General features: G+C 71.3%; 10 protein-coding genes. 4 read left to right on the forward strand and 6 right to left on the reverse strand.

Annotation, left to right across the window (positions count from 1 at the left end):
- The first annotated feature begins 55 nt into the window (after positions 1 to 55).
- Complete coding sequence (locus AC07DI_RS18930; RefSeq protein ID WP_478905281.1) at positions 56 to 961, forward strand: DUF3558 domain-containing protein; 906 nt, start codon at positions 56 to 58, stop codon at positions 959 to 961.
- A gap of 180 nt (positions 962 to 1,141) precedes the next feature.
- A complete protein-coding gene (locus AC07DI_RS18935) occupies positions 1,142 to 2,452 on the forward strand; it encodes a DUF2637 domain-containing protein (RefSeq protein ID WP_478905282.1) in 1,311 nt (436 codons plus the stop codon).
- A gap of 25 nt (positions 2,453 to 2,477) precedes the next feature.
- On the opposite strand, the gene AC07DI_RS18940 is transcribed toward AC07DI_RS18935, so the two are convergent.
- Positions 2,478 to 2,687: a hypothetical protein gene (locus tag AC07DI_RS18940; protein ID WP_478905283.1), complete on the reverse strand. Its 210-nt coding sequence runs from the start codon at positions 2,685 to 2,687 to the stop codon at positions 2,478 to 2,480.
- A gap of 174 nt (positions 2,688 to 2,861) precedes the next feature.
- Positions 2,862 to 4,634 (reverse strand): lysine--tRNA ligase, encoded by a 1,773-nt coding sequence (gene lysS / locus AC07DI_RS18945; RefSeq protein WP_478905284.1) that lies wholly within the window; start codon positions 4,632 to 4,634, stop codon positions 2,862 to 2,864.
- Between the two features lie 183 nt (positions 4,635 to 4,817).
- Between lysS and argS the strand changes: the two genes are divergently transcribed.
- On the forward strand, positions 4,818 to 6,575 hold the full coding sequence (gene argS, locus AC07DI_RS18950) for an arginine--tRNA ligase (protein ID WP_478905313.1): 1,758 nt from the start codon (positions 4,818 to 4,820) through the stop codon (positions 6,573 to 6,575).
- A 103-nt stretch (positions 6,576 to 6,678) separates the two neighbouring features.
- Here the strand turns inward: argS and AC07DI_RS18955 are convergent, their stop codons facing one another.
- The 3 genes from AC07DI_RS18955 to AC07DI_RS18965 all read right to left on the reverse strand — a co-directional run bounded on the left by AC07DI_RS18955 (position 6,679) and on the right by AC07DI_RS18965 (position 10,680).
- Complete coding sequence (locus tag AC07DI_RS18955) at positions 6,679 to 7,728, reverse strand: hypothetical protein (protein ID WP_478905285.1); 1,050 nt, start codon at positions 7,726 to 7,728, stop codon at positions 6,679 to 6,681.
- Between the two features lie 111 nt (positions 7,729 to 7,839).
- On the reverse strand, positions 7,840 to 9,063 hold the full coding sequence (locus AC07DI_RS18960; protein ID WP_478905286.1) for an aminotransferase-like domain-containing protein: 1,224 nt from the start codon (positions 9,061 to 9,063) through the stop codon (positions 7,840 to 7,842).
- A 288-nt stretch (positions 9,064 to 9,351) separates the two neighbouring features.
- On the reverse strand, positions 9,352 to 10,680 hold the full coding sequence (locus tag AC07DI_RS18965) for a helix-turn-helix domain-containing protein (RefSeq protein WP_478905287.1): 1,329 nt from the start codon (positions 10,678 to 10,680) through the stop codon (positions 9,352 to 9,354).
- Between the two features lie 180 nt (positions 10,681 to 10,860).
- Between AC07DI_RS18965 and AC07DI_RS18970 the strand changes: the two genes are divergently transcribed.
- The gene (locus AC07DI_RS18970; protein WP_478905288.1) at positions 10,861 to 11,505 is read left to right on the forward strand and encodes a DUF4232 domain-containing protein; all 645 of its coding nucleotides are present in this window, start codon (positions 10,861 to 10,863) and stop codon (positions 11,503 to 11,505) included.
- Between the two features lie 144 nt (positions 11,506 to 11,649).
- Here the strand turns inward: AC07DI_RS18970 and hemB are convergent, their stop codons facing one another.
- Positions 11,650 to 12,639, reverse strand: coding sequence for a porphobilinogen synthase (gene hemB, locus AC07DI_RS18975; RefSeq protein ID WP_478905289.1), 990 nt, complete (start codon positions 12,637 to 12,639; stop codon positions 11,650 to 11,652).
- Positions 12,640 to 12,669 lie beyond the last annotated feature (30 nt).

The following is a 12,669-nucleotide window of genomic DNA, read 5'->3' on the forward strand; positions in this document are numbered from 1 at the left end:
CCGACGACGTCACGAGACGATCTGGACGTCACGAGACGAACAGAGTGAAGGAACCATGCACCGACCTGCACAGCGAAAGCGACAGCTCCGCAGCCGCCTCCTCGTCTGCGCGGCCGCCGTACCGGTGATCCTCGTCGCCGGCTGCTCCTCCGACTCCGGCTCCGGTTCCGACGGGGCCAAGAAGGACTCGGGCGCGAAGGCCTCGGCGCCGGCCAAGGGCGACGACAAGAAGGCGAGCGTGGAGAAGGCGGCGTACGCCAAGCTCCCCGAGCCCTGCGACGTCGTGACGGAGAAGACGCTCGGCGAGCTGGTGCCGAAGGCGAAGGACAAGTCGGGCAAGGCCGGCACGTCCAGCGACACGGCGCTGCGCGGCAGCTGCTCCTGGGACAGCCTCGACAACAACGGCGTGAACGGTTCCCAGTTCCGCTGGCTGCGCGTCTCGCTGCTGCGGTTCGAGTCGGACGCCTCCCTCGGCAGCGGTGCAAAGCGCGCGCAGGACAGCTTCGCCAAGCAGGTCGAGGACGCCAAGGCGACCAAGGACGCCAAGGGCGTCAAGACGGAGCCGGTGCAGGGCGTCGGCGAGCAGGCGACGCTCGTGCGGTACGACCTGAAGAAGGACAAGGACACCTTCAAGCAGCAGACGTTCGTGACGCGCACGGAGAACGCCGTCATCACCGTCGACTACAACGGCGCGGGCCTCGCGGGCGACAAGGCCCCCGACGCCGGCAAGCTGTCGAAGGATGCTCAGAAGGCGGCGAAGGAGGCCGTGGACGCGGTCATCGCGGCCAACGGGGGCGGCGGCAAGGCGTCCGGCGCGGGCGAGCCGTCGAAGAGCGACGCGCCCAAGTCCGGTGACAGCAAGGGCGCCAAGGACGACAAGAGCAGCAAGGACGGCAAGGACGCCAAGGACAGCGCGCCGAAGAGCGACGACAAGCCGAAGGACGGCGCCGGCAAGTCCTGACGGCACACGCCGCGTCCGGCGCCAACAGGCGCCCCCGGCGGACAAGTTGACGGAGCCCGGCCCGCGAGGGGCCGGGCTCCCGGCGTACCGGCCCACGGCTCCTCGCACGCGTGTGCCAGGCTGTCGCTCGCAACAAGCCGACACAGGCCTTGAACAGGGAGGGGATCGCGGGTGGCCGCGATGCAGCTGACACGCACGCACCGGATACTCATCGGCGTGGTCGTCGCCGGAGCGGTCGTCATCGCCGGAATCGGTTTCGCGGGATCGTACGCGGCCGTCCGCGAACTCGCCGAGAAGAAGGGCTTCGGCAGCTTCTCGGCGGTCTTCCCCATCGGCGTCGACGCGGGCATCTGCGTCCTGCTCGCCCTCGACCTCCTGCTGACCTGGCTGCGCATCCCCTTCCCGCTGCTGCGTCAGACGGCGTGGCTGCTCACGGCGGGCACGATCCTCTTCAACGCGGCGTCCAGCTGGGGCGATCCGCTCGGCGTCGCCATGCACGCGGTGATCCCGGTCCTCTTCGTGGTCGCGGTCGAGGCCGCCCGGCACGCGGTGGGCCGGATCGCGGACATCACCGCCGACAAGCACATGGAGGGCGTGCGCCTCACCCGCTGGCTGCTGTCCCCCGTGCCCACGTTCAAGCTGTGGCGCCGCATGAAGCTGTGGGAGCTGCGCAGTTACGAGCAGGTCATCAAGCTCGAACAGGAGCGCCTGGTCTACCAGGCCCGTCTGCAGGCCCGGTTCGGCCGCGCCTGGCGCCGCAAGGCCCCGGTCGAGTCGCTGATGCCGCTGCGTCTCGCCCGCTTCGGCGTCCCGCTCGCGGAGACCGCCCCCGCCGGTCTCGCCGCGGCGGGCATCGAGCCGGTGCTCCTTCCGCCGACCCCGGCGCTCCCGACGACGAACCCCACGTCCTCGGGCGGCCCGAAGAACCCCCATGAGACCAACCAGGCCCACCAGCCCCACCAGCCCCAGCTGACGGCCGCACCGCCCACCGCCGCCGAACCCGAGCCCGCCCACGACCCCGAGCCCGAGTCCGAGCCCGAGTTCGTCGAGGACCCGGCCTCGGCCCCGGTCCCGCCGCCCCAGGCGGAAACCCTCCCCGTGGCGAACCACGCGAGCCCCTGGTTCGCGGCGCACAACGCCTCGTACGAGCCCGTGGCCCCGTACGACGAGTGGTACGCGGAACAGGAGCAGCGGAACCAGGCAGGTCCCCATAACCAGCAGTTCCAGGAGGACCTCCAGCCCCAGCCCGAGCCCGAGCCCGAGCCCCGGCCCGAGCACGGCCCCGCCCCCGCCCCCGGCCCCTCCGAGGACGACCTGTACCAGGTGTTCCGTCACTCGATAGAGGGTGAGGGCATGCCCACTCCGGGCGCCTTCGCGGCCAACGTCGAGGCGGCCTACGGCCTGCGTCTCCAGGCGCGCGAGGTGAACCACTACATGGACGAGTTCATCGCCCGCCTGGAGAACGAGCTGATGGAAGACCACATCGCGTAGCGGCGGCCCGGCCGCCCTGGACCGGTCAGGCCCGCGTCCTTTGGCGCTTCTTCGCGCTCTCCCCGTACACCGCGAGCGCCGCCCCCACCACGAAGAGCGCCACGTACATCGGCGTCGGCACGTCCCACCACTTCTGGAGCATTCCCCAGGGATCGTCGCCGAAGATGCGGCCCGCGGCGCCGAGGGCGCCCTGGATGCCGACGATCCAGCCCACGATGGCGATGATTTCTCTCATACGTTCATGCTCGGCGCCCCGCGACGGGCCCGCGTCCTGCCTCCGGTCGAATTCCCGGTAGTCCGAAGGATGCACCCGGGAACGCACTGGGGCCCCGTTCCCATCGGAACGGGGCCCCAGCCGCGTACACCTACAGGTACATCACAGGTACACCTGCGCGTACCGCCGAGAACGCTACGAACCCAGCAGCTTGCGCACCCGGTCCGCGCCCACGGCCAGCAGCAGCGTGGGCAGGCGCGGGCCGGTCTCCCGGGTGACGAGGAGGCGGTACAGGAGCGCGAAGAACGAGCGCTGCGCTCCCTTGATCTCCGCAGGCAGCTCCTTGGCCGTGGCGTCCGGGGAGAAGCCCGCCTGGACCTTGGGCACGCCGTACACGAGGTGGGTCAGGCCGTCCAGGGACCAGTGCGAGTCGAGGCCGTCCAGGAGCAGGCGCAGCGATTCGCGGCCCGCCTCGTCGAGCGAGGACAGGAGCTCCTCGTCCGGTTCGGCGCGGACGATGGTGCGGGCCTCGGCCGGGACCTGGGTGGTGATCCAGTTCTCGGCGCGGTCGAGGCGCGGCCGGGTCTCGTCCAGGGACGTGATCGGGTCGGCCGGGTCGAGGTCGCGCAGGATGCGGAGCGTCTGGTCCTCGGCGCCCGCGGTGATGTCGGCGACGGAGGCCAGCGTGCGGTACGGCAGCGGGCGCGGGGTGCGCGGCAGCTCACCGGCCGCGGTGCGCACGGCGCGGGAGTGCGCGGCCACGTCGGCGGGCAGCGCCGATCCCTCGGCGACCTTGGACTCCAGCTTGTCCCACTCGTCGTAGAGCCGCTGGATCTCCTGGTCGAAGGCGATCTTGAAGGACTGGTTGGGCCTGCGGCGCGCGTACAGCCAGCGAAGGAGCGGCGCCTCCATGATCTTCAGGGCGTCGGCCGGGGTCGGCACACCACCCTTGGAGGACGACATCTTCGCCATACCGGAGATGCCCACGAAGGCGTACATGGGACCGATGGGCTGTACGCCGTCGAAGATCTGCCGCACGATCTGGCCACCGACGACGAAGGACGAGCCGGGGGACGAGTGGTCGACGCCGGACGGCTCGAAGACGACGCCCTCGTACGCCCAGCGCATCGGCCAGTCGACCTTCCAGACCAGCTTGCCGCGGTTGAACTCGCTGAGCAGGACGCTCTCGCCGAACCCACACGCCGTGCAGGTGTAGACGAGCTCGGTGGACTCGTCGTCGTAGGAGACGACGGTCGTCAGGTCCTTCTCGCACCGGCCGCAGTACGGCTTGTACGGGAAGTAGCCGCTGGCGCCGCCGCTGCCGTCGTCCTCACTCGCCGCGCCGGAGCCCTCGGCGGCCTCCAGCTCGGCCTCGTCGACGGGCTTCTGCTGCTGCTTCTTCGCACCGCCGCCCTTGCCGCCCTTGGAGGGGTCCTTCTTGGTGCGGTACTGGTCGAGGATCGCGTCGATGTCGCCGCGGTGCTTCATCGCGTGCAGGATCTGCTCGCGGTAGACGCCCGACGTGTACTGCTCGGTCTGGCTGATCCCGTCGTACTCCACGCCGAGCTCGGCGAGCGCCTCGGCCATGGCGGCCTTGAAGTGCTCGGCCCAGTTCGGGTACGCGGAGCCGGCCGGGGCCGGGACGGAGGTCAGCGGCTTGCCGATGTGCTCGGCCCAGGACTCGTCGATGCCGGGGACCCCGGCCGGCACCTTGCGGTAGCGGTCGTAGTCGTCCCAGGAGATGAGGTGGCGGACCTCGTACCCGCGGCGGCGGATCTCGTCGGCGACCAGGTGCGGGGTCATGACCTCGCGGAGGTTGCCGAGGTGGATCGGGCCGGAGGGGGAGAGTCCGGACGCGACCACTACGGGTTTGCCCGGGGCACGGCGCTCCGACTCGGCGATGACCTCGTCCGCGTAGCGGGCGACCCAGTCGGCGGTATCGGTGCTCTGAGCAGCCACGATCGGCACGTCCTCTTGTTTCCTCGGGGTTCCTGAAAGCTGGCGTAGGCCATTGTCCCAGACGGAAGGGCCCGGTCCGGGGTCGGCGTTTGATCGGGGGGAAATCAGGGGGAGGTGGTATCCCCGCTCATGGGACACTTGACGCTCACCACGACGCACCTCATTTTCCAGCACTTACGAGAACGGAAGCTCATGGCCCCGGTCACGTCCCTCACCGCCTCCGTCCACCAGCGCCTCGCGGACGCCCTCTCGGCTGCCCTGCCGGACGCCGGCGCCGCGGACCCGCTGCTGCGACGTAGCGAGCGGGCGGACTTCCAGGCCAACGGCATCCTCGCGCTGGCCAAGAAGCTCAAGGGCAACCCCCGGGAGCTGGCGGCGCAGGTCGTGGGCAGGATCGAGAGCGGCGACCTGCTCGCCGACGTCGAGGTCTCGGGCCCCGGCTTCCTGAACGTGACGGTCACCGACAAGGCCATCGTGGACACCCTCGCGGCCCGCGCCGCCGACGGCGACCGGCTCGGCGTGCCGCTGAACCCGGCCGCGGGCACGACGGTCATCGACTACGCCCAGCCGAACGTGGCGAAGGAGATGCACGTCGGCCACCTGCGCTCCGCCGTCATCGGCGACGCGCTGCGCCACATGCTGGACTTCACGGGCGAGAAGACGGTCGGCCGCCACCACATCGGCGACTGGGGCACCCAGTTCGGCATGCTCATCCAGTACCTGATCGAGAACCCCGGCCAGTTGGCCCCGGCCGACGAGGTCGACGGCGAGCAGGCGATGAGCAACCTGAACCGCGTCTACAAGGCGTCGCGGGCGGTCTTCGACACGGATGAGGGGTTCAAGGAGCGGGCCCGCAAGCGGGTCGTCGCCCTGCAGTCCGGCGACAAGGAGACCCTGGAGCTCTGGCAGCGCTTCGTCGACGAGTCGAAGGTCTACTTCTACTCGGTCTTCGAGAAGCTGGACATGGAGGTCCGCGACGAGGAGATCGTCGGCGAGTCCGCGTACAACGACATGATGCCGGAGACGGCCCGCCTCCTGGAGGAGTCCGGCGTCGCCGTCCGCTCCGAGGGCGCGCTCGTGGTCTTCTTCGACGAGATCCGCGGCAAGGACGACCAGCCGGTCCCGCTGATCGTGCAGAAGGCGGACGGCGGCTTCGGTTACGCGGCGTCCGACCTCTCCGCGATCCGTGACCGCGTCCTCGGCCTGCACGCCACGACCCTGCTGTACGTGGTGGACGTGCGCCAGTCGCTGCACTTCAGGATGGTCTTCGAGGCGGCCCGCCGGATGGGCTGGCTGAACGACGACGTCACGGCCCACAACATGGGCTACGGCACGGTGCTCGGCGCGGACGGCAAGCCGTTCAAGACGCGTGAGGGCGAGACGGTGCGCCTTGAGGACCTGCTCGACGAGGCGGTGCAGCGCGCGGCCGAGGTCGTGCGGGAGAAGGCGCGGGACCTCACCGAGGAGGAGATCCAGGAGCGGGCCTTCCAGGTCGGCATCGGCGCCGTGAAGTACGCGGACCTGTCGACGTCGGCGAACCGCGACTACAAATTCGACCTCGACCAGATGGTCTCCCTGAACGGTGACACGTCGGTCTACCTGCAGTACGCGTACGCCCGGATCCAGTCGATCCTGCGCAAGGCGGGCGAGACGAAGCCGGTCGCGCACCCCGAGCTCGCACTCGCCCCGGCCGAGCGGGCGCTCGGCCTGCACGCGGACGCGTTCGGCGACACGGTCGCGGAGGCCGCCGCGGAGTACGCCCCGCACAAGCTGGCCGCGTACCTGTACCAGCTGGCGTCGCTGTACACCTCGTTCTACGACAAGTGCCCGGTCCTGAAGGCGGACTCCCCGGCGCAGGTCGAGAACCGCCTGTTCCTGTGCGACATCACGGCGCGGACGCTGCACAAGGGCATGGAGCTGCTGGGCATCAGGACGCCCGAGCGCCTCTGACCGCCCGAGCGGCGCCTCTGACCGCCCGAGCGCCCCGGAGAGCCTGTCTTTGACCGCCCGAGCGTCTCTTGCGCCCGGGCGGTCCTGACGGGGTACGGGGCGGTCAGGCGTAGTAGTGAATCGTGCCGTTCAGCGCGGCCGTGCCGTCGCTTTCGCAGCGCTGCTTGAACGTCGCGGCGAACGCCTTGAGTTTGCCGGTCTCGTCGAGGGCGAGCTTGGTGACCTTGAACTCCCCCGACGTGGTGTTGCAGCCACGCCCGTCGCCGTAGACGTCGAGTTCCGCGAGGCCGTCGTCGCCGAACCGGTTGGCCTGGTAGGTCTTGCCGACCTCCAGGGTCTGCCCCTTCGGCGCGCCGATGTCGGCCCACCACTCGTCGCGCTTCCCCGAGACCGAGTACCGCACCCCCGAGGCGTCCCCGCTCGCCCTGAAGGTGCTGGTGGAGCCGGTGTAGCCGACGGTCCGGCCGCCGCCGATGTAGTCACCGGGGTCGCTCTGGAAGCGGTACGAGAGCGGGTAGGCCCGGAACTTGACGGCGCCCTTGAGGGCGGGAGCCGTGGCATCCTCGCAGTTCTGGGTGAACGCCGCGTCCAGGAGGGTGACCTTGCCTTCCGCGTCCGTCTCGATCTGGTTGACCGAGAACTGCCCGTACACCTCGTTGCAGCCCCGGCTGCCGCCGCTGACGTCGAGACCGGGCGAGCGGCCGGTGCGGAACGCGGCGCGCTCTGCGCCCCGGTAGACGCCGGGGCGCAGCTTCTCGCCCCGCGGCGCCGCGATGACGATGCTCCACTCCGCGTCGGGCAGCGACACCGTCAGGTACTCCGCGGTCCCGCTGATCCGCACCGGGCTCTGCGGATCCTTGTACGTGCCCGACTTGCCCTGACCGATGTAGTCGCCCTCGGCGCTCGTGTACGCGTACGAGCTGACGGCGACCGGGTCACCGGGGGCGGCCTGCGCGGAGGTGGCTGCCTGCGCGGGGGCGGCTGCCTGCGCGGGGGCGGCTGCCTGCGCGGGGGCGGCTGCCTGCGCGGGGGCGGCTGCCTGCGCGGGGGCGGCTGCCTGCGCGGGGGCGGCGACGGCGAGCAGGCCGCCGGCCACCGCGACGCCGGTCAGGGCACGCCGGAATCTCTTGGCGGGCAGGGTTGAACTGCGCATGGGTGATCCCCTCTGTCCGGTGCGTCCGCACTCCCCGGGCGGACGCACGCTCAACAGGGGTCACCCTAGGCTCGGGAGTCGGCAACTGCCTGCGAAATCACGTGAGTTCGTTCAGTCTTCACCAAGGCCGCGGGCGAGACGCCGCAGCCCCTCCGCGATCTCCTTTGGCGACTGCGTCACGAAGCACATGCGCAGGGTCGACCGGTCCGGCTCACCGGCGAAGAACGGCGCACCCGGCACGTAGGCCACGTCGTGCGCGATGACGGTCCGCAGCAGTTCCGACGTGTCGTAGCCATCGGGGAGCTTCGCCCACACGAACATGCCGCCCTCGGGCCGGATCCAGCTGGAGCCCCGCGGCAGCGCATCGCCGAGCCCCGCGAGCATCGCGTCGCGGCGGTCGCGGTAGATCGCCGCGACGCGGGCGACGTGCGCGTCCAGGTCCCGGTCGGTCAGGTAGCGGGCGGCGGCGAGCTGGTTGACGGTCGGGGTGTGCAGGTCGGCGGCCTGTTTGGCGACGGCGCAGGCGCGCAGCAGCGCGGCGGGCGCGCGCAGCCAGCCGATCCGCAGGCCGGGCGCCATGACCTTGGAGAAGCTGCCGAGCAGGACGGTGCGGTCCTCGGCACCGGGGTACGTGGCGATCCACGGCGCGCGCTCACCCTCGAAGCGCAGCTCGCCGTACGGGTCGTCCTCGACGATCCACAGGCCGCGCTCCTCGGCGACCCGGGCGACGGCCGCGCGCCTGTCGGTGGGCAGGGTGCGGCCGGTCGGGTTCTGGAAGGTGGGCACGGTGTAGAGCAGCTTGGGGCGGTGCAGGGCGACGAGTTCGTCGAGGGCGGCCGGGTCGATGCCCGACGCGTCGCAGGGCACGGGCACGACGCGCGCGCCCGCGAAGCCGAAGGCCTGAAGTGCCGCCAGGTAGCAGGGGTTCTCGACGAGGACGGTGTCGCCGGGCTCGATCAGCGCGGTGGCGAGCAACGAGAGCGCCTGCTGCGATCCGGTGGTGACGAGTACGTCGTCGGCGCCGGTCGGCAGTCCGCGGGCGGCCGTCCGTGCGGCTATGACGGTACGCAGCGCGGGTTCGCCCTCGGTCGTCGAGTACTGGAGCGCCCGCTCGGGCGTCTCGGCGAGCACGGCGCGGAAGGCGGCCGCGATGCCGTCGCCGTCGAAGAGGTCGGGGGCGGGCAGCCCGCCCGCGAAGTTGATGACTTCGGGCCGCGCGGTGACCGCGAGGATGTCCCGCACCGGGGAACCGCCGACCGCGGCGGCGCGCGTGGCGAACGGCGGCATGGGGGCGGGGGCCGGGGCGGCGGTGGGTGCGGGCTCGGTGACGGTCACGGCGGGGCTCCTCGGACGGCTCGGACGGCTCGGCTTGCCCGCACCCTAAGCACGTGGGTGGCCCCTACACCGGCCATTCCGGGATGCGGACGGGGGATGCGGGCGCGGTGGGCAGGGCCGTACCGGAGACACCCATTTCGGCCCACGGCCCGCCGTCCCGCTCCGCGCCCAACCGTCCCGCTCCGCGCCCAGCAGTCCCGCTCCGCGCCCAACCGTCCCGCTCCGCGCCCAGCAGTCCCGCTCCGCGCCCAACCGCCCCGCTCCGCGCCCAACCGCTCCCTCCCGCCCTCAGCCGTCCTGCAACTGCCTCTCCCACTTCGTGTTGCCGGGCGGCCAGCCGTACGTGGGGCGCCCCGACGCACCGCTGGTGCGGAACGGCTTGCCCTGGTCGTCGATGCGGGCCACGCCGTGCCGTTTGCCGCTGGACCACCGCAGTTCGAGGTACCAGCGGACGTCGTGCGACGCGACGTCGGCGTTGATGTAGAAGACCTCGGGGTCGCTCTCGCTGACCTTGTACGGGAAGTCACGCTGGCCCCGCTTGGTCGTGACGCGCGGCGCCGCGTCGTCGAGGTCGACGTTGAAGGACTTGGTGAACACGTCGCCGCCGCAGCCGGTCGCCATCTGGTAGTTGTTCCAGGTCAGCGGCGCGCTGGTGCTCTGCACACGGACGTCCATGCCTTCCAGGACGACGGTTTCCTTGCTGAGGCCCTGCACGGTGACCTCGATGTACTGGTCGCCGGACGCGACCGCGCCGAGGTCGCCGACCCAGCTGGGGGTGTCCTGCGGCGCGGCCGGCGGCTGCGGCACCTCACCCGGCTTGCGGTTGACCAGGAAGTCCCTGCCGCAGGGCTCGTCGTAGGCGTACGGCTTGGTGCGGGTGGTCACCACGTCGAGGTCACCCTGCGCGCCGCCGGCCGCGGGCCCCTTGTCGCCCCGGGTGGAATCGGGTGCCACGTTGCCCTTGTGGGACGGCGTCGCGGAGGGGGCGCCCTGCTTCTCCTTGCCGCCGTCCTTGCCTTTGCCCTCGCCCTTGCCCTTGCTCTTGTCCTGGGCCTCGCCCTTGCCGCTGACCTCGCCGGGGGATTCGGGCGAGGCCGCGCTCGGGCCCGACGATGCGGCGGGCCCGGCGTTCCGCTCGTGCCCGCCGCCCTCGTCGCCGTTCATGGCGAGGGCGACGGAGCCGACCCCGACGACCGCGGCGACGGCGGCCGCGAGGACGAGGGTCCGGCGTCTGCGCGAGGGCCCGGGCGCGTCACCCGGCTCGGACGGCTCCGGCTCCGGGTCCGACGGCTGCTCCGGCTCCGGGTCCGACGGCTGCTCTGCCGGAGCACCGGACCCGGTCTCCCGCGCCGCCTTGCGAGCGGTCGGCGGCTCCGTCTTCCGCCCCCGGTCCGCGTCCGCCAGGATCCACCGCCGGTGGACCTCCACCAGCTCTTCCGGCGTCGCCTTGCAGAGGCGGGCGAACCGCTCCACCGGCGCGAACTCGGTGGGCACCGCGTCCCCGTTGCAGTACCGGTGCAACGTCGACGTACTCATGTGAAGCCGCTTGGCCAGCACTCCGTAGCTGTGCCCCGACCGCTCCTTGAGCTCCCGCAGCAGCTCCGCGAGCGACGCCATCTCCGTCCTCCCCCATCCCAGTCCATCGTTCCAGGGTGATGTCGTCCGCCCTGGTCAGGGCCGGTACGAACGTTCCAGCGTCCCCAACTCCCCCGCGCTTGTGGCGGCTGGGACGAAGTACCGCACAAGCTTTCGTCATCCAAGCATGCCGTTCACGGCACCCGTCACGAAGGACCAGCCATGTTCCGCACCAGTACCGTTACGAACACCCGGCCCAACCTCGCCCTCCGCGCCTTCACCGCCGCCGCGATCACCGTTGGAACCCTGTCTCTCGCGGCCTGCGCGGACGGCACCGGCACCCGCGACGAGGGTGCGGCGACGTTCACGGCGCAGACCGCTGCCAACCACAGCACGGCGTCGCAGCCCACCGCCAACCGGCGCACCGCGGAGGCCGCGAATCCGGTCACCTGCTCGGGAGCCACCACCAAGCTGAAGGTGACCGAAGTCGCCCGCCCCGCGAACCATCTCCTGATCACCGCCACCAACACCGGCACCACCCCCTGCTACGCCTACGGCGCCCCCTACCTCCGCTTCGACGACGCCCAGTCCTCCACCGCCGTCAACAGGGACTCCGTCCCGCAGGCCGTGGTCACCCTGGAGCCCGGCGAGTCGGCGTACGCGGGCGTCCTGACCTCGGCGGCCGACGGCAGCGGAAGCGACGGGTACACCGCCCACCGCCTCGGCGTCCTGTTCGCCAACCGGGCGATGGACGGCGGCGTCGGCAGGGAGAAGGCGGTCAAGCTGCCCGCGGCCGGCGTGTATGTGGACAGCACGGCCACGACCACCTACTGGCAGACGTCGCGGGAGCTCGCCCTGAGCTGGTGAGGGCGAAGGGGTGCCGTGCGGCACCGACGACGCACAGGGGCACGTCATGGACGCCCGCCCCCGAACCCCCAAACCGGCCCGGCCGCGGGCAAGGCGCCGAAGCGCCCGCCCGCGGCCGGTAGGGTTCGTCCTGACACAGGCCCCTCAGAGCTGTCGCGCGACCTCGGTCGCCCAGTACGTCAGGATCATGTTGGCGCCCGCGCGCTTGATCCCCGTCAGGGACTCCATGATCGCCTTGTCCCGGTCGATCCAGCCCCGCTCCGCGGCGGCCTCGATCATCAAGTACTCGCCGCTGATCTGGTACGCCGCCACCGGCACGTCCACCTCGTCGGCGACCCTCGCGAGGATGTCGAGGTAGGGGCCCGCCGGCTTCACCATCACCATGTCGGCGCCCTCCTCGAGGTCCAGCGCCAGCTCCCGCATGGACTCCCGGGTGTTGGCGGGGTCCTGCTGGTAGGTCTTGCGGTCGCCCTTGAGGGACGAGCCGACGGCCTCGCGGAAGGGGCCGAAGAACGCCGAGGAGTACTTCACGGTGTACGCGAGGATGGACACGTCCTCGTGGCCGACCTGGTCCAACGCGTCACGGATGACGCCGATCTGACCGTCCATCATGCCGCTGGGCCCCACCACATGGGCGCCCGCGTCGGCCTGCACCTGCGCCATCTCCGCGTACCGCTCAAGAGTCGCGTCGTTGTCGACGCGGCCCTCGGCGTCCAGGACACCGCAGTGCCCGTGATCGGTCGTCTCGTCGAGGCACAGGTCCGACATGACGATGAGGTCGTCGCCGACCTCGGCCCGCACGTCACGGAGCGCCACCTGGAGGATGCCGTCCGGGTCGGTGCCCTGCGTGCCCACGGCGTCCTTCTTCGACTCCTCCGGCACGCCGAACAGCATGATCCCGGCGACCCCGGCCTCCAGCGCGTCGACGGCGGCCTTCTTCAGGCTGTCGCGGGTGTGCTGGAAGACGCCGGGCATGGCCCCGATCTCCACCGGAGCACTGATCCCCTCGCGCACGAACGCGGGCAGGATCAGATCGGCCGGGTGCAGCCGCGTCTCGGCGACCATGCGCCGCATGGCGGGGGTGGTCCGCAGCCTGCGGGGCCGTGCCCCGGGGAACGATCCGTACTTGGTCACTGTCTCTCTCACCTCACGAAAGGTTCTGGT

The sequence above is a fragment of the Streptomyces sp. NPDC044106 genome (genome assembly GCF_056433985.1).

Bases quoted from the DNA above. Each gene is read 5' to 3' on its own strand.
- AC07DI_RS18965 (WP_478905287.1), bottom strand. From the start codon at position 10,680: ATGGCGTCGCTCGCGGAGCTGCTGCGGGAGCTCAAGGAGCGGTCGGGG.
- AC07DI_RS18955 (WP_478905285.1), bottom strand. From the start codon at position 7,728: ATGCGCAGTTCAACCCTGCCCGCCAAGAGATTCCGGCGTGCCCTGACC.
- AC07DI_RS18940 (WP_478905283.1), bottom strand. From the start codon at position 2,687: ATGAGAGAAATCATCGCCATCGTGGGCTGGATCGTCGGCATCCAGGGC.
- AC07DI_RS18935 (WP_478905282.1), top strand. From the start codon at position 1,142: ATGCAGCTGACACGCACGCACCGGATACTCATCGGCGTGGTCGTCGCC.
- AC07DI_RS18930 (WP_478905281.1), top strand. From the start codon at position 56: ATGCACCGACCTGCACAGCGAAAGCGACAGCTCCGCAGCCGCCTCCTC.
- argS (WP_478905313.1), top strand. From the start codon at position 4,818: ATGGCCCCGGTCACGTCCCTCACCGCCTCCGTCCACCAGCGCCTCGCG.
- AC07DI_RS18970 (WP_478905288.1), top strand. From the start codon at position 10,861: ATGTTCCGCACCAGTACCGTTACGAACACCCGGCCCAACCTCGCCCTC.